The sequence below is a fragment of the Reichenbachiella sp. genome, from assembly GCF_033344935.1.
Taxonomy (GTDB): Bacteria; Bacteroidota; Bacteroidia; order Cytophagales; family Cyclobacteriaceae; genus Reichenbachiella.
Genome location: NZ_JAWPMM010000001.1, coordinates 916,010 through 930,924, shown reverse-complemented (window position 1 = coordinate 930,924; position 14,915 = coordinate 916,010). Strand labels below are relative to the sequence as shown.

15 protein-coding genes are annotated in these 14,915 nt (G+C 40.9%); 7 read left to right on the top strand and 8 right to left on the bottom strand.

The features are described from left to right. The first annotated feature begins 12 nt into the window (after positions 1-12). From R8N23_RS03990 to R8N23_RS03980, 3 genes are read left to right on the top strand one after another with little or no spacing between them, the layout of a single operon-like run. Positions 13-555 carry a TerB family tellurite resistance protein gene (locus R8N23_RS03990; protein ID WP_318170272.1) on the top strand — a complete coding sequence of 181 codons (543 nt, stop codon included), beginning with the start codon at positions 13-15 and terminating at the stop codon, positions 553-555. Positions 556-590: 35 nt separating this feature from the next. Then, on the top strand, positions 591-1,541 hold the full coding sequence (locus tag R8N23_RS03985; protein WP_318170271.1) for a HAMP domain-containing sensor histidine kinase: 951 nt from the start codon (positions 591-593) through the stop codon (positions 1,539-1,541). A gap of 6 nt (positions 1,542-1,547) precedes the next feature. After that, complete coding sequence (locus tag R8N23_RS03980; protein WP_318170270.1) at positions 1,548-1,994, top strand: response regulator; 447 nt, start codon at positions 1,548-1,550, stop codon at positions 1,992-1,994. On the opposite strand, the gene R8N23_RS03975 is transcribed toward R8N23_RS03980, so the two are convergent. Then, entirely contained in the window at positions 1,995-2,921 is a 927-nt protein-coding gene (locus tag R8N23_RS03975; protein WP_318170269.1) for a TerB family tellurite resistance protein, read from the bottom strand. Positions 2,922-3,072: 151 nt separating this feature from the next. Between R8N23_RS03975 and R8N23_RS03970 the strand changes: the two genes are divergently transcribed. Then, positions 3,073-3,978, top strand: coding sequence for a 1-aminocyclopropane-1-carboxylate deaminase/D-cysteine desulfhydrase (locus R8N23_RS03970; protein ID WP_318170268.1), 906 nt, complete (start codon positions 3,073-3,075; stop codon positions 3,976-3,978). Next, on the top strand, positions 3,975-5,078 hold the full coding sequence (locus tag R8N23_RS03965; protein ID WP_318170267.1) for an adenylate/guanylate cyclase domain-containing protein: 1,104 nt from the start codon (positions 3,975-3,977) through the stop codon (positions 5,076-5,078). The genes R8N23_RS03970 and R8N23_RS03965 overlap by 4 nt, the downstream gene beginning before the upstream one ends. A 53-nt stretch (positions 5,079-5,131) precedes the next feature. Here R8N23_RS03965 and R8N23_RS03960 read toward each other — a convergent pair whose 3' ends face one another. The 5 genes from R8N23_RS03960 to R8N23_RS03940 all read right to left on the bottom strand — a co-directional run bounded on the left by R8N23_RS03960 (position 5,132) and on the right by R8N23_RS03940 (position 11,267). Continuing rightward, positions 5,132-6,028, bottom strand: coding sequence for an anti-sigma factor (locus R8N23_RS03960; protein ID WP_318170266.1), 897 nt, complete (start codon positions 6,026-6,028; stop codon positions 5,132-5,134). Positions 6,029-6,126: 98 nt separating this feature from the next. Continuing rightward, positions 6,127-7,605, bottom strand: a complete 1,479-nt coding sequence (locus R8N23_RS03955; RefSeq protein WP_318170265.1) for an ATP-binding protein — start codon at positions 7,603-7,605, stop codon at positions 6,127-6,129. A 3-nt stretch (positions 7,606-7,608) separates the two neighbouring features. Further along, complete coding sequence (locus R8N23_RS03950; RefSeq protein ID WP_318170264.1) at positions 7,609-8,313, bottom strand: response regulator transcription factor; 705 nt, start codon at positions 8,311-8,313, stop codon at positions 7,609-7,611. Between the two features lie 121 nt (positions 8,314-8,434). Beyond that, a complete protein-coding gene (locus tag R8N23_RS03945) occupies positions 8,435-10,666 on the bottom strand; it encodes a M1 family metallopeptidase (RefSeq protein WP_318170263.1) in 2,232 nt (743 codons plus the stop codon). A 16-nt stretch (positions 10,667-10,682) separates the two neighbouring features. Next, the gene (locus R8N23_RS03940; protein ID WP_318170262.1) at positions 10,683-11,267 is read right to left on the bottom strand and encodes a HupE/UreJ family protein; all 585 of its coding nucleotides are present in this window, start codon (positions 11,265-11,267) and stop codon (positions 10,683-10,685) included. A gap of 115 nt (positions 11,268-11,382) precedes the next feature. On the opposite strand from R8N23_RS03940, the gene R8N23_RS03935 reads away from it, so the two are divergent. Continuing rightward, entirely contained in the window at positions 11,383-11,874 is a 492-nt protein-coding gene (locus R8N23_RS03935) for a DUF6702 family protein (RefSeq protein WP_318170261.1), read from the top strand. Between the two features lie 167 nt (positions 11,875-12,041). Here the strand turns inward: R8N23_RS03935 and R8N23_RS03930 are convergent, their stop codons facing one another. Both R8N23_RS03930 and R8N23_RS03925 read right to left on the bottom strand, forming a co-directional pair. After that, entirely contained in the window at positions 12,042-12,587 is a 546-nt protein-coding gene (locus tag R8N23_RS03930) for a 2'-5' RNA ligase family protein (RefSeq protein ID WP_318170260.1), read from the bottom strand. Beyond that, positions 12,580-13,551, bottom strand: coding sequence for a radical SAM/SPASM domain-containing protein (locus tag R8N23_RS03925; RefSeq protein ID WP_318173563.1), 972 nt, complete (start codon positions 13,549-13,551; stop codon positions 12,580-12,582). The genes R8N23_RS03930 and R8N23_RS03925 overlap by 8 nt, the downstream gene beginning before the upstream one ends. 153 nt (positions 13,552-13,704) lie before the next feature. Here R8N23_RS03925 and R8N23_RS03920 point away from each other — a divergent pair, with 153 nt between their 5' ends. Beyond that, a complete protein-coding gene (locus R8N23_RS03920) occupies positions 13,705-14,904 on the top strand; it encodes a DUF4105 domain-containing protein (RefSeq protein WP_318170259.1) in 1,200 nt (399 codons plus the stop codon). Positions 14,905-14,915: the final 11 nt, after the last annotated feature.

Sequence of the window (14,915 nt, the reverse complement as noted above, 5' to 3'; positions counted from 1 at the left end):
AATGTAACTCAAATGACAAATCAATCAGATTTCGCCAAACTACTCGTTAAGACAGTTTTCTCCTTTATGACCTGTGACGGTCATATTTCACCAAAAGAGATAGATTTTCTCAAGCAAATGGCCAAAGAAAAAGTTGATCTTACGGGTATAGATATTGACAAGGAACTCAATCAAATGATTGAGCTCATAAACCTCAAGGGTTTGGACTTTTTTGATGACTATTTTAAAAAATTGAATAACTCTACATTAACCGAGGAGCAAGAATTGCTGCTTCTTGAATCTGCTATTCAAACAATCACTGCAGATGACAAAGTGAAAAGAGAGGAAATCAATTTCCTTAAAATTCTCAGGACAGCTTTAAAATCTCCAGATCAAAAAATTCTCGACAAGTTCCCTAAAATCGGGAAAAACTTTATCCACAAAGATGCTTTCACGGATATCTATATCAAGGAGTTATACAGCAACTACTTTAAAGAAAGCACACTGCCTATGTTCGATTTGTCGCAAGTCAATGATATATCTGATTCTGTTGATTTCGGAGACAAGAATGCTTAGCAAATAGCCTGCCTGGTGCATTTATCATTGGAGCTATGAAAAAGAAAGCCCTTTCTGTGCATGCGAAATACACGATAGGAGGAGTCTTATTTGGACTCTCCTTTCCGGTATTTTCTCAGTTCATAGATGCTTGGCTAAATAACATCGACTATTCATTAGCTAACATTATGCTTCTACATCAACAGAATGTTATTCACTATGTAGTGGACACAGCTCCGCTGGTATTGGGAGTGGCAGGCTATCTATTAGGAGCCACGCATCAAAAAAAGAATAATATTAATAATCGTCTTAGAAAGATCAATGAATCACTAGATACCCTTACTTATAAGATAACCCACGATTTAAGAGGCCCAGCACTTAATATTAAAAACCTATCCGAAATCTTAAGAACCAATCCGGGTCAATTGCCCGAAGATAAAAAGACAGAAGTCATAAATAGAATTAATGAATCCATAGATACCTGGCTCCTTACATTCGAAGATTTTATGACCCTTTTGAAGCACGAAAAATCCGGTGAGCTTGAAAAGAAAGAATGCAGCCTGGAACGCATTGCAGAAAATGTTAAACAAGAATTGGCCAACGACATAGAAAAATCACACGCCACAATCAACTTGAAATTTGACCAGGCACCTACGGCATATGCTTCTGAGGCCTACCTCAATAGTATAATTAAAAACCTGTTGTCCAATGCTATCAAATATGCGCACCCGGAGCGCAAACCGGAGATTAATATTTCTTCAGAACAAAAGTTTAATCAGGTCCAAATTACGTTCGAAGACAATGGTTCTGGCATTGACCTAAAAACTCACGGGGACAAAATGTTCACCCTTTTCGAACGATTTAGCGATAAACCCAACATTCAAGGGTCAGGAATAGGACTTTATTTAGTAAAAGAACAAATAGAAAAAAATAATGGTAACATAGAAGTTAAAAGTATTCCTAACGAAGGCACTATATTTACTATCCACTTACCTATTACCACTTAATAAATAATGATTGACATTAACGTAATATCGAATATCTTATTAGTAGACGACGATCCTACTTCCCTCTTTCTTCAACAGCATTTGTTGACCGATGTATGCAATTTCAAAGGTCAGGTACATGAATGCCATAATGGGAAAATGGCCTTAGATTATATAGAAAACAAGGGAGAGTTTGCTTCCAACGGCACCACTTACCCCAAACCTGAATTGATTCTTTTAGATATTAATATGCCCGTAATGAACGGGTTTGAATTTTTAGATGCCTACAAAGTTCTACCAAAGGATTTGAGAGGAGGAATTGTTATCTCTATGCTGACAAGCTCGCTCAATAAGCTAGATAAAGATAAGGCCGAAAAGTATCACGATGTTTCTGACTTTATTACAAAGCCAATCACCAAAGAGCACCTTCTAGATATCGTAGAAAAGCACTTCGGAAAACAAATGAAGTCTTAATTATCCCTTATATTTTTCTGGGTCCACGTAGTCAGTTCTTTTTTGCTCTGACAGTTTTTCAAAAGTAGGAATCTCAGCCTTTTCAAAATAGTCATCAAACAACTGACCCAGGTAAGAGTGACTGAATATGTCACTTTCAATAAACTCTTCGGGCAAATGCGGATTTAAATCCGTGATTTGCTTATCTGTAACACTGAGCAACGATCGGAAGATTCTAAAAAACTTAACTTCATTATAATCCACCTTGCCATCTGCATAGAGCGTATTGATCGCCATTTCCACCAACTTCAGTTCCTGCTCTTGTTTTAGCTGAGCATTTTTCAACACCTTGAAATAATCCTTAAGAAAACCCATCCCCATGGTGTTGATGACCTCTATTAGAAAATCCAATTCGGTATCTATATCAATTTCACCAAAGGCATGATCTTCTTCAGCCATTTTCCTGATCAATGCAACTTCATTGGGAGCAATATGACCGTCACAGGTCATAAAAGAGAAGGCTGTTTTCAATAAGATTTTATTGAAGTCATAGATATTATTTTGGCTATCTCTAAGCGCCTGATTGCTTACCCAGTCACCTATTCCTTCTATATTATCTTGAATCCGTTTTTGTATCTGTGCATCCGTAGAAATCTCTTTAGCACTATTCAAAATTTCCAATGAGCTGGCCTCAGAAAAATCTGAGTTATCCTTCATGGCCTTGAAATAATCAATACCACACTGCAGTACCTCGGCAGCCAATAGATTAGCAATAGACTGATATCGAACATCCTCTGCTCCAATCATCCCTTTAAGCTCATCCAAGTCCTTCTTAGATTTAAAAAGAAGTTCAGTACCTAGTTCATAGGCATTTAATCTATTTTTTCTTCGCTCACTTTTGGTGTGCTCTATTTGAGATTCAATCGATCTGGTCAATGTTTCAGCCATATTTGAATTAAAATGCGTTTAAAACTCGGTTAGATTGCTGGTTTTCCAATCTCTCAGCGGTTCGTTTGAATTGGTTCTACAAATTAATAAAAAATATCATCCGTTGTTCATTCAAATCCTGCCTTTCCTCAATGCATATTACATTTGAGCCATGTTTGAATTAGACAACCCTACGTCACTACAGCAAATCTCACTTCCTATTTTTTCTGAGAACAAAGTAGAAGTATTGATGAAGCGTGAGGATCTAATCGATTCGGAGATTTCAGGTAACAAATGGCGTAAGCTAAAATACAACCTATTAGAAGCTCAAGACCAAGGCTACTCAACCATACTAACATTTGGCGGCGCCTATTCTAATCACATAGCTGCTACTGCAGCTGCATGCAAAAGGTATGGTTTTAAGTCTATCGGTATTATTAGAGGTGATGAGTTAAATGCTCAGTCCAATACTACCTTGGAGCAAGCAGCAGCCAATGGAATGGACTTACAATTTATATCCAGAGCAGCATATCAAAACAGAAGCGATGTAACCTGGCTCCAAACATTAACGAAAAAACATGAGGCCTTTATAGTTCCCGAAGGAGGTACCAATGCTTTGGCACTTAGAGGAGTACAAGAACTGGTCGATGAAATTACAGTTGATTTTGACACAATACTATGTCCTGTGGGTACTGGAGGCACTTTTTCCGGTATCGTCAATGGCATCAAAGATCATCAAAGAGCCATTGGAATCAGCAGCTTAAAAGGTGCCAAATATCTTGAGGATCTAATTGGTGAATTGACAACTGCTTCTTCATCTTGGGAGCTCATTCATGATTATCACTTTGGGGGTTATGCCAAATTCGATAGTCATCTTATTAAATTTATAAACCAGTTTTACCTTGAAACTCAAATTCCTCTGGATCCTATCTATACCGGAAAAATGATGTACGGGCTGATTGATATGTTGAAAAAAGGAAAAATACCCAGTAGCAGTAGACTCATTTGCGTACACACGGGAGGTTTACAAGGTATTATTGGGTTCAACCAACTGCACAACGATTTGCTCAAAATATGAAGTGGAAGAAAAACTTTCGAGATTGGCTGTTCGTGGTCTCCGCATGGATTACCGCTTCTTTATGCATTACAGCCATTGGCATGTTTTTTCAAGACCTGCAGTTTAGGTTTTTAGAAATATTCCCAACTAAGGAAAATCAGAAATTCATTGAATATTTTTCCTCCGGTTTTCAATACATAGAAGGCGCCTTGTTTGGCTTTCTTTTTGGCACTGTATTCTATTTCGTTTACTGGTTGACGGAAAATACAAGTCTTAGAAATAAATCCTTTGGTCGGTTAATGTTCATTAAAACGTCCCTATATCTTGTTGGATTTGTATTGACATTTTTTATTGTATTTGCCTTTTTATTGACACTAGATTTTACCCCCGTACGTGGAGTAAAGGATATGATTCAAACCTTTTCAAGCTGGACCTTTTATGCTGCATTTGGCACTTTTCTTACTTTGTTTACCATCATTATCAACTTCATACTGGAAGTGAGTAAAAAATATGGCCCCGGCAACCTCTGGAACATGTTCATGGGAAAGTATCATCATCCCGTCATTGAGCACAGAATTTTTATGTTTTTGGATCTAAAAGATTCTACGACGTACGCAGAAAAGTTAGGGCACATCAAATATTCCAACTTAATACAGAAATGTTTCCTTTATCTCAATGAGATTGTTTTCGACCACAACGCTCAGATTTATCAATACGTGGGAGATGAAGCGGTTTTGACTTGGGATTCTTCAGACCTTGAGGCAAGGAAACTTAGTATTGAGCTATTTTTTGCTTTTCAAAAAAAGTTAGCCTCCAAAGCCGACAAATTCGAAAAAGAGTTTGGTTTCGTTCCCGAGTTTAAGGCTGGAATCAACGAAGGGGCGGTAACCGCTGCCGAAGTTGGATATATCAAACGCGATATCGCTTATCATGGCGACGTGCTCAATACAGGAGCCAGAATTCAGGATAAATGTAATGAGCTAGGCAAGAATTTACTAGTATCCGAGGTCTTTGCAGAACAAATCAAAAGTTTAAACCTCTTTAAACAGGAGTTACTTGGAGAAGTGGCACTAAAAGGGAAAGAACGCGCAATTAACATTTACGCTGTAGACAAAGCATAAAAAGACCCGCCGTCCGCGGGTCTTTTTTTACGTAGATTGTGTGCTTTATCTTATTATCTTGAAATTGTACCTGAAGGGTACGTACTACTCGCAATGTTGTCCATCGTCTGGAAGGCATGATCTGCAAGTGCAGCCGGCACCTCTCCTGCCAATGGTTTTAAAGTGAATGGAGCTGAACTATTATCTGGTACCGGCTCAATACTAATTACTATTGTGGCGCCTTTTAAATCTGTAGGAAAGGTCATTCCACTTGGCGCATTTTGAATAAAATCTTCTCCCGGAAAAGCTGGACCATCACCGTCATCACCTTTAAATGCAGTGGTAGTAGCATTGTCGTCAAAGCCAGCGGCCATGTCAAATGTGCCCGTAGAAACTGGCGTCCCATCTATGACAGCCCACCCTTCGTATGTCCACCCCGTTTGGTCAGTCAGATCCGGAAGGTTATTCAATCCTATAGCTGGAGATCCTGAGGAATTATCTAAAAACCAAACACCGCTGGCCTCGTCTGTATCTATTGTGGTAGTCGGTGTGGCGAGAATGTATCCGCCGGTCACGCTACCGAAACCAGTGCCAAAAGCTGCCGCATGCATGATGGTTGCTGAGGCAGTATTTCCACTGAAATCTCCGCCTAATATTTTGGTGGCGCTAGGTGCAGGGTCTGAATCCGGGCTAGGCTCAATACTTAGTACAAAAGTGGTAGCTGCGTCGAGCATCGCGCCATCGATGGCAAAACTAGTAGCGGACAACTCACCGTCGTCATCTACAGAGAATGTACCCGTAGAAACAGGCGAACCGTCTACCACAATCCACCCTTCGTATAAATAATTATCCCCGAGATTTTCTAACCCAGACAGGTTAAGTATCAGGTTTCCTTGGTTATCATCTTCGTCATCATCACATGAATAGAATGTGATGGAAATAGCTAATAATGCGAATAATATTTTTTTCATGTCTTTAATCCTTTGGTTAAAATTTATAACTCAAAGGTTGACATAGAGTATCACGAGAATGTCACAGCCAGATAAAAGAAGTGTATCAGTTCATTTTATCAAACGGAGTGCTGAGGTAGACTAAAAGAGAAAGTAGTGCCTTTGCCAATGTTGCTCTGTAGATTGATGGACGTATCGTGGATTTCAAGTATTCTTTTGACAATCGCTAAACCTAGCCCAGTACTATTGGTATCCAAAGAGATTCGTTTATCGCCTATGTGATATCGATCGAATACAAAAGGCACTTGGTCCTGCGGAATGCCGTTGCCCGTATCGGTGACTTGGATTTCGACCTCTTGTGCTTTTTCATTGATTTGAAGTTTAATTTGACCATTCTCTGGTGTGAACTTAATGGCGTTGTCTATGAGGTTTTGCAGCACTCTTTCGATCAAACTGATATCAGCATAAACCATGAAGGGCTTATCATGTCCTTCTGCTGATATTTTAATTTTCTTTTCCTCCACCAGGAGGGCGTATTTCTGAGCAATGTCATCCATCAGCTCATTGATGAAAAATGCTTCTTTACTCGGCTTGATTTGTTTGGCTTCCAGCTTAGACAACTCAAAGAGTTCTTCTACCAATTTCTTCAGCCTTTCGGTACCAGTTAGTGCCCGTGACAAATATTTTGTTTTCTCCTCCTCGGTCAGTTGATCCTGTTTGATAATAAGCGTTTCAATAAACCCATGAATCACAGCCAAAGGTGTGCGAAGATCGTGAGAAACATTGCCTACTAGTTCCCTACGAAGATTTTCCATCGATTTGAGGTTTTCGATGTTGCCCACAATGGTATCGGCCATTTCATTGAAAGCCTCAGCTAACCTGCTAATTTCTCCTCCGCTATTAATTTTAATTCGGGCACTCATTTCCCCTTGTTGGAATCTCTTCACCGTATGAATTGTAGAACTCAAATTTTTGGTGATAAACCAAATAGCCAAAATACCAATAAGTAAGGCTGCCAGGATGGTGATCAAACCATAGACAGAACCTAGTTTCAATATGTAGCTACCAAACAGCTGCTCGTTGGCAGAATCGTACTCTTCACTGGCTAGAATCACATAGATATACCCGAGCGTTTTTCCTTCCTCTTCTACTTTCTTTGCAGAAAATACCTTCTTTCGCCCAGCCTTTCGAGGGTCGTCACCTAATATGGCTTCATCCTTGTAATTGGCTATAAAATCCTCGATTGGGCCGAGGCTCACACTATCCAGCACCACTTTTTTATAAGGAGCCACATAGTTCAATATTTTTCCATTGGCGTCTAGTAGATATACTTCAATGGAAGGGTTCACGGCCATCATACTATGCATGATTTCATCTGCGGCTTGTTCTTTCAAGGTTCCATTCAAAAAGGGTTTGAGTTCGGATGCAATATGACCTGCTATATCGGCATTAAGTTTTTGATTTTTTTCTTCGAAATGCTTTTCGGCAATTTGAAAGGAAGCATAGAAATAGATTCCCGAGACTGACAGCAATAGAAGCAAAAAGATCAGCGCGAGCTTTAGAAATAAATTGCTAGAATTTAGAATTGATTCTTTCATGTTTTAGTTGATTTCGTCATTGAATCTATAGCCTACTCCCCAAGTAGTGAGGATATAAGTGGGTTGGTTCAAGTCATCTTCAATCTTCGCTCTTAGTCTGTTGATGTGAGAATTGACCGTATGTTCGTATCCTCTGAATTCATACCCCCAAATGAGGGAAAGCAACCTTTCTCTTGTATAGCTCCGACCGGGGTTTTTCGCCAGCAAATTAAGCAGGTCGTATTCCTTTGGTGTGAGATCTACCCGTTCGCCAGCTTTCAGCACTTTGCGTTTTTTCTGATCTATTTTGATGTTTCCTGTACTGATTAACTCCTCGGCATTTTCATGCCGGGATTTCAGCATTTCTACCCTACGGAATATAGCTTTCACCCTTGCTGTAAATTCTCTTACGCTAAACGGTTTGGTTAGATAATCGTCCGCACCAGTCTCTAATCCCAGTATTTTGTCTATTTCTTCCGATCTGGCCGTAAGCATCAAAATAGGTGTGTTGATTTTGTGGGCTCTGAGGTCTCTACAGATATCCAAGCCATCTTTGTTCGGTAGGTTGATATCCAAAATGATCACGTCAAAACCTCCTTTGGAAGCACTATCATAGCCAGCTTGTCCGTCTTTCTGACTTTCAATCTGACAGTCCATGTCTTTCAGGTGTATGGTCAAAAGCTCGGAAATACTTTCGTCATCTTCTATTATGAGTACGTTTTTGCTCATGCGTTTGCTTATCGTTTGCACCACAACACAAATCAACGATAAAAAGATCACAAAAGGATCACAAAAAAGGGCCGCACTCCTCAGTGCGACCCAAACCAACCTAACCTAATCTTAATTTCTTTTATTCCCCGTCGTTCATAAAGTTGTCAAAACGGGAGTTGTTTTCCACCCTTGGAAATACGTTGTTTTCTGTAGCCACGTCAGCCGTTTCTTGATTGGGGTCTACGACTATATTAGTCACCTTTTTATTTTTGGCAAACACCTTGGTCACCACATTTTCGTTTTTCTTCCAGATTTCAGCCGGTAGATATTCTCTTTCTTTCGAGCCATCTTCGTAAGTCCATTCGATAATTATGGGCATCACAAGTCCTCCCTTATTCTCAAAAGTCAGTTCATAAAAATTTCTGTCCGCATTAGTTTCCTTTATGCTTGCATCATCTGTTATGTTCATAAACTCATGAAAATTCTTACTAACTCCAGCAGGGTCAGTTTCGGCAAAGAAAAAGGTCTCCGCATCATTGGCAAAATCCATTAGGTTCTGGCTGTTGGTACCACTTGATATTTTCGCTTTCTTCGACTTCTTCCCTTTGTTCTCGATGTCATTTTCAGGAACATCCATCTTATACCATTTTACTTTTGACAAGGATAAGTCTACGTGATCGGTTGTATAGAACCAGCCTTTCCAAAACCAATCCAAATCCACGGCTGAGGCATCTTCCATGGTACGGAAGAAGTCTGCCGGACTTGGTCGCTTAAATGCCCATCGCTCAGAGTAAGTTTTGAAAGCGTAATCAAAAAGTTCAGGGCCCATCACGGTTTCTCTCAAGATACTCAGAGCTGCTGCTGGCTTCCCGTAGGCATTGTCGCCGAATTGTAATATTTGCTCTGAGTTGGTCATGATTGGTCTGATATTTTCCTTATCGCCTTTCATGTAGTCTACTATCAATCGGGCTTCCCCTCTTTTTAGTGGCTTTTCTGGATAATGTTCCTTCTCGGTTAGCGACTGCACAAAAGTGTCTAGCCCTTCGTCCATCCAGCTCCACTGACGTTCATCGGAGTTGATAATCATAGGGAAGAAGTTGTGCCCCACTTCGTGAATAATAACGCCGATCATACCCCATTTTTTTGTGTCGGTGTAGGAACCATCTTCGTTGGGTCTGCCATAGTTGAAGCAGATCATTGGATATTCCATACCGATTGATGCAGAATGTACAGATATAGCAACTGGATACGGATACTCAATCGTATGCTTAGAGTAAGTCAACAAAGTGTTGGCTACCGCTTTGGTCGATTCTTTTTCCCATAGAGGATTACCCTCCTTAGGGTAATAAGACATGGCCAAAGGCGTCTTAGTATCTAGCTTCACAGCCTGTGCATCCCAGATGAATTTTCTGGAAGCCGCAAAAGCGAAGTCACGTACATCATCCGCTTGATATTCCCAGGTTTTTGTACCCTTGGCTTTGGATGCTTCTGCCTTTCGTGCTTCTGCTTCGGTGACTATAATGACTGGTTTGTCATACGTCTTCTTTGCCAATGCAAATCTTTCTCTTTGAGTTTTAGTCAGTACATCGTTTTCGTTTTGGAGAGTACCGGTAGAGGCCACGATAAAATCTGACGGAACGGTGAGCTTCACATTATAATTGCCAAACTCCAAGGCGAACTCACCTCGCCCAAGAAACTGCTTATGTTGCCAGCCCTCTACATCGTCATAAACAGCCATTCTTGGAAACCACTGCGCGATGGTGTACAAATAGTTTCCATCCTTAGGAAAATATTCATATCCTGAGCGACCACCCAATTCCATTCTGTCCTGGATGTTGTACGACCAGGCAACATTGAAAGTCACTTGTTCGCCAGAGGCTAAAGGTTTTGGTAGATCTACGCGCATCATGGTTTTGTTGATGATATGCTTGAGTGGCTGCCCTGCGGCATCCGACACCTCAGAGATTTTGAATCCACCGTCAAAGTCGTAATCTTGAGTTACCTTTTGAATGTCTCTACCTGTCATGGTGCTGGTCATTTCATTGGGCGTAATCAAAGGAGTGTCCGAAGATTTGCTCCTCATATTTTGATCCAACTGCAACCACAGGTAGCTCAACTGATCCGGAGAATTATTGAAGTAGGTAATGGTCTCACGACCAGTCAGTGACTGATCATCGTCGTTGAGTTCCGCTACAATCTTGTAGTCTGCCTGCTGCTGCCAATAGTCTCTGCCAGGAGCACCGGAGGCTGTTCTGAATGTATTGGCGGTGGGAAGTGTTGTTCCCAACTGTTCAAACTTTTGATTCCATTCGCCTTGAGCGAATGCAAATAAAGGACTCAAAAGAAGTGCCCAAATTATATTTCTTTTCATTTTCATAGCTAATTAATTACCAAAATTTAGTGTCGATCATAAGAGTGATGGCTACTCCAGCAACTGCTGAGGAAATCGCCAATATCCAATCCTTGCGCGATACATTGATATATTTATTCATCAAATAGCCTATGCCCATAAAGGCAATCACTATAATGATTTGTCCTACTTCTAATCCTAAGTTGAAAGCAAAAAGTTGTGTAATGATGGATGTCTCCCCTCCCAATAAACCCTTCAGATAATTGGAAAAACCCATGCCGTGAATCAATCCAAAAAATAGGGCGAAATAATAGTTGAGTCGACTCATGTCTGACAAGATATATTGCTCTCTTCGCAAGATATTTGAGACGGCAGTAATAAAAATTGTAACAGGAATTAGAAATTCCACCACACTAGAATTGATACTGAAGACATCAAGTGCGACAAGTGCCAAAGTGATGGAATGTCCAATGGTAAAGGCCGTTACCAAGATCAACACACGCTTCCAATCTGTAGATAGATAAACAGCAGCAAGGGCGATCACAAATAAGATGTGATCATAGCCATTTACATCTAATATATGTTCTCTTCCCAAAGAGAAAAACAATTGAAACTCGGACATGCTAGTTGAAAATTACCATTCAAATAAAAGTACCAACGCCACAAAGAAGAATTCTTAATTTTGTTTCTTCTTGCTACCTAACTACCGTAAACATATAATGGAATACAATTAACTCATGACTTATTTATTTTTTCTGCTGATAAATTATGTAAGCGGTATGCCGCTTCATGCCTTCCATGTTTCAGTGTGTGAGATTGAATATGACGAGAAGCAGCGACGGTTAGAAATTACGCATCGAATCTTTCTCGATGATTTGGAAATTGCCCTGACTGACTGGTCCGGAGAGCAAGTGGATGTTTTGAATCCACCAGACTTCAAGCAGCTGGACCAGATGATTGGGAAGTATCTAACAGAAAGAGCTTCTTATTCTCTCAATGGCAAATCTGTAGACGTCTCCTACGTTGGATCAGAAAAAGAGGAAAGTGTGATGTATGCCTATCAAGTAATCTCCAATGTGAAAAAGGTAAAATCACTAAAGGTGACTAACACGGTACTGATGGAGACCTACGACGATCAAACCAATATTGTCCATATGGAAAGTGGAGACCAAATGAAGAGCCTGAAGTTATCTGGCTCAGAAACTTGGGGTGAAGTAAGGTTTGACTGAATGAAGTGAATACGATGATAGGATTCGTGAGGACACGAATCTCAGCGGGTAGTAGACTACCGACTCTTTTACTCTTTGCCCAATCTCGTGTCCTCACGAGATTACCTAGTTGTAGTAAGATTCATGGAAACACGAATCATGAAGGGAGCGGGTACGGGAAAGTCCTTCTAAAACCACCTAAACTCTTCCCATCGCTCTCCATTGTGCTTGAGCAAACAGTAGCCTGATACTTCAAATTGTCTTTGATAAGATTGGTTATGATAATGCGATTTCACTTCAGGAAAGACGGCCTTTTTCAAATCCCGAAAACCAATGGTCATGTGTGGGTGGAACCCTCGGTCTTTGTAATCAGCATTGAAAAGTTTGAGCTCGCGCCTTACAAAATCTGAAAGTTCTTTTTGCAGTTTGGTGAGGATTGCTGACTTGTCTACATCCACAAATACTACCCGTGGTTCGAAAAAATCAAAACCATTCAAAGTCACCTGAAATGGATACTGGTCAAACTGGAACAATGATAACTTCTCTATCAGCTGATCTTCTCTATCAGCTCGCCATTTGAACGGCATGTGCAAGGTGATGTGCGGTGGCGAACGAAGGGCGCCTTTGGAGTTGAATTTTTCTTTTACCTCTTCTTTGAAGGCCATCACCTCAGAGCGCACAGGCTCATCGGGTATCAGTGCAAGGAAGTACAGATTTTGTTCGGGTTTAGCCATCCGTCAAAGTTACATTGAGCCCCTCGGAGCAGTTTTTACAAATGTCTATGGAAGCGCGAGAATTTAGAATGCTTCTTCTGAATCGTTCGTAGGATTGACTGTACCATATGTCTTCAAACGATTGATTATTCCAATCGCCCATCACATGAGAGGCATCTTTGTCGAAGCAGCAGGGCACTACTTTGCCATCCCAAGTCACCACGCAGCTTTGCCACATTTTCCAGCACTGGTTGTGCAATGGGTTTTTGAGTTTGAATTTACCATCAGCACTTTGCGTGTATCGCGAGTACTTTTGGTTTTCTGGTATCAGATCAGATCCGTTTTCGAAGTCATAGATCTGAGCTGTTTTGAATTGTATTTCGTCTACACCAATTTCTTTGGCCAGTTGTTCGGCGTCTGCGATCTGATGCTCATTGGGACTAACCACCAAAAATTGAAAAATCAAATGTGGCGTTTTGGCTTTGAGTTTCTTTTTCCATTTCACCATGTTTCGGGTGCCTTCGAGCACCTTTTCGAGTTGGCCGCCTACGCGGTACTGCTCGTAGGTATCTTGGCTGGTGCCGTCGATAGAAATGATCAATCGATCCAAACCAGACTTGACAGTAGCCTCAGCTTTTTCTTCGTCCAAATAATGGGCATTGGTGCTGGTGGCCGTATAGATTTTGTTTTTGGCCGCATGACTCACCATATCCAAAAAACCAGGATGCAAATACGGCTCTCCTTGAAAATAGAAGGTGAGGTAGGCCAGGTGAGATTTTACTTCAACGATCTTTTCTTTGAAAAAATCAACATCCAGCATACCCGTAGGCCGGGTGAAAGACCGTAAGCCACTGGGGCACTCCCGGCATCTCAGGTTGCACGACGTGGTAGGCTCGAACGCCATGCTGAGGGGTAGCGAAGGATTCACAAATCGACCCAAATGCTTCGACTGATAGTAGCTCGAAAATACCTTGGCAGCATTCATCGCCTTGGCAGGAGTGAGTTTGGTCAGTAAGTTGTAGCTATCGCGAAAATGCACGGTGGAATAATGTCTTGATGTAAACGTATTTTAGTAGATACAAATTTTGAAACCAAACTTGCTCAGGCTTTCTTTACTCAAAATTAAACATACCTACTGATGTCATTCACTTATCGGCTAGTCTTCTTTGTTGCTTCATGCTTTATTCTGAATCCATGGCAGACTAATGCTTCGGATATTCAGCTTTCAGACGAGGCGGAAGTCATTGTGCTTATTTTGGACCCCACTCAGGTGGAACTTTATTCTGCATTTGGGCACAGCGCTTTCAGAGTGAGCGATCCTGCCAATCGAATCGACCTAGTTTTCAACTATGGTATTTTTGATTTTGATCAGCCCAATTTCTATTTAAATTTCACGAAAGGGAAACTCTATTACAAGCTTGGAACGGGCAATTATGAAAACTACAAGCGATATTATTTCAGAGAAGATCGCTCCTGGAGAGAGCATGTGCTCAATATCAATCAGGCAGACAAGCAGGCGATTTTTGATTTTCTGATCAACAATGCCAAGCCCGAAAATGCCAACTACTACTACAACTACTGCTACGACAACTGCGCCACACGTATGCGGGATGTCATTGATCTGGCGCTGAACAATCGAATCCAATACGATTACAGCTATGCCAGTGATTCGATGAGTTTTCGTGATTTGATGGACAAATATCTGACCTATCAACCATGGGGAGATCTGGGGATTGACATCTGTTTGGGCGCTGAGATCGACGAGACTGCCGACGGATTTCATTACCAATACATGCCGCTGTATCTAGAGGAAGCGCTGAAAACTGCGACACTAAAAACGGATACTGCTGCTGTGCCCGTCATCGCTTCTTCGGAGGTGATGAATGTAAGCTCGGAACTACCAGCCGAGCGCGGATTCAGGCCGATCCATTTGTTTGTTATAGTGTTTTTTGTGGTTGGGTTGATTACACATCGCGGCCTAAAGTATAGTGCCAATTATAGATTTATTGACGTAATCCTTTTTGGTGTCACAGGTTTGCTGGGATGCTTTCTTTTATTCCTTTGGTTTGGCACCGATCATTTATCAAAGTATAATTTCAATTTGCTTTGGGCGATGCCGCTGAATTTGGTTGCTGTTTTTTTATTGTTCAAAAAATCAAAGCCTGATGGGTTGAGGATTTACTTTATGGTTTTCGGCGGGCTCCAGATTTTGCTCATTATTTTCAGAGAGCTCTTGCCACAAGTCATTCACTTTGCCTTGATTCCGTTCTTACTCGCTTTAGCGCTCAGATCATTCTATCTGGCTTATTTGTTAAAAGAAAATAAATCCATTGATTAGTTTTCCATTAA

What these genes read in the sequence shown, in the direction of transcription:
- R8N23_RS03990 (WP_318170272.1), top strand. Translation starts at nt 13, where the DNA reads ATGACAAATCAATCAGATTTCGCCAAACTACTCGTTAAGACAGTTTTC.
- R8N23_RS03985 (WP_318170271.1), top strand. Translation starts at nt 591, where the DNA reads ATGAAAAAGAAAGCCCTTTCTGTGCATGCGAAATACACGATAGGAGGA.
- R8N23_RS03980 (WP_318170270.1), top strand. Translation starts at nt 1,548, where the DNA reads ATGATTGACATTAACGTAATATCGAATATCTTATTAGTAGACGACGAT.
- R8N23_RS03975 (WP_318170269.1), bottom strand. Translation starts at nt 2,921, where the DNA reads ATGGCTGAAACATTGACCAGATCGATTGAATCTCAAATAGAGCACACC.
- R8N23_RS03970 (WP_318170268.1), top strand. Translation starts at nt 3,073, where the DNA reads ATGTTTGAATTAGACAACCCTACGTCACTACAGCAAATCTCACTTCCT.
- R8N23_RS03965 (WP_318170267.1), top strand. Translation starts at nt 3,975, where the DNA reads ATGAAGTGGAAGAAAAACTTTCGAGATTGGCTGTTCGTGGTCTCCGCA.
- R8N23_RS03960 (WP_318170266.1), bottom strand. Translation starts at nt 6,028, where the DNA reads ATGAAAAAAATATTATTCGCATTATTAGCTATTTCCATCACATTCTAT.
- R8N23_RS03955 (WP_318170265.1), bottom strand. Translation starts at nt 7,605, where the DNA reads ATGAAAGAATCAATTCTAAATTCTAGCAATTTATTTCTAAAGCTCGCG.
- R8N23_RS03950 (WP_318170264.1), bottom strand. Translation starts at nt 8,313, where the DNA reads ATGAGCAAAAACGTACTCATAATAGAAGATGACGAAAGTATTTCCGAG.
- R8N23_RS03945 (WP_318170263.1), bottom strand. Translation starts at nt 10,666, where the DNA reads ATGAAAAGAAATATAATTTGGGCACTTCTTTTGAGTCCTTTATTTGCA.
- R8N23_RS03940 (WP_318170262.1), bottom strand. Translation starts at nt 11,267, where the DNA reads ATGTCCGAGTTTCAATTGTTTTTCTCTTTGGGAAGAGAACATATATTA.
- R8N23_RS03935 (WP_318170261.1), top strand. Translation starts at nt 11,383, where the DNA reads ATGACTTATTTATTTTTTCTGCTGATAAATTATGTAAGCGGTATGCCG.
- R8N23_RS03930 (WP_318170260.1), bottom strand. Translation starts at nt 12,587, where the DNA reads ATGGCTAAACCCGAACAAAATCTGTACTTCCTTGCACTGATACCCGAT.
- R8N23_RS03925 (WP_318173563.1), bottom strand. Translation starts at nt 13,551, where the DNA reads ATGAATGCTGCCAAGGTATTTTCGAGCTACTATCAGTCGAAGCATTTG.
- R8N23_RS03920 (WP_318170259.1), top strand. Translation starts at nt 13,705, where the DNA reads ATGTCATTCACTTATCGGCTAGTCTTCTTTGTTGCTTCATGCTTTATT.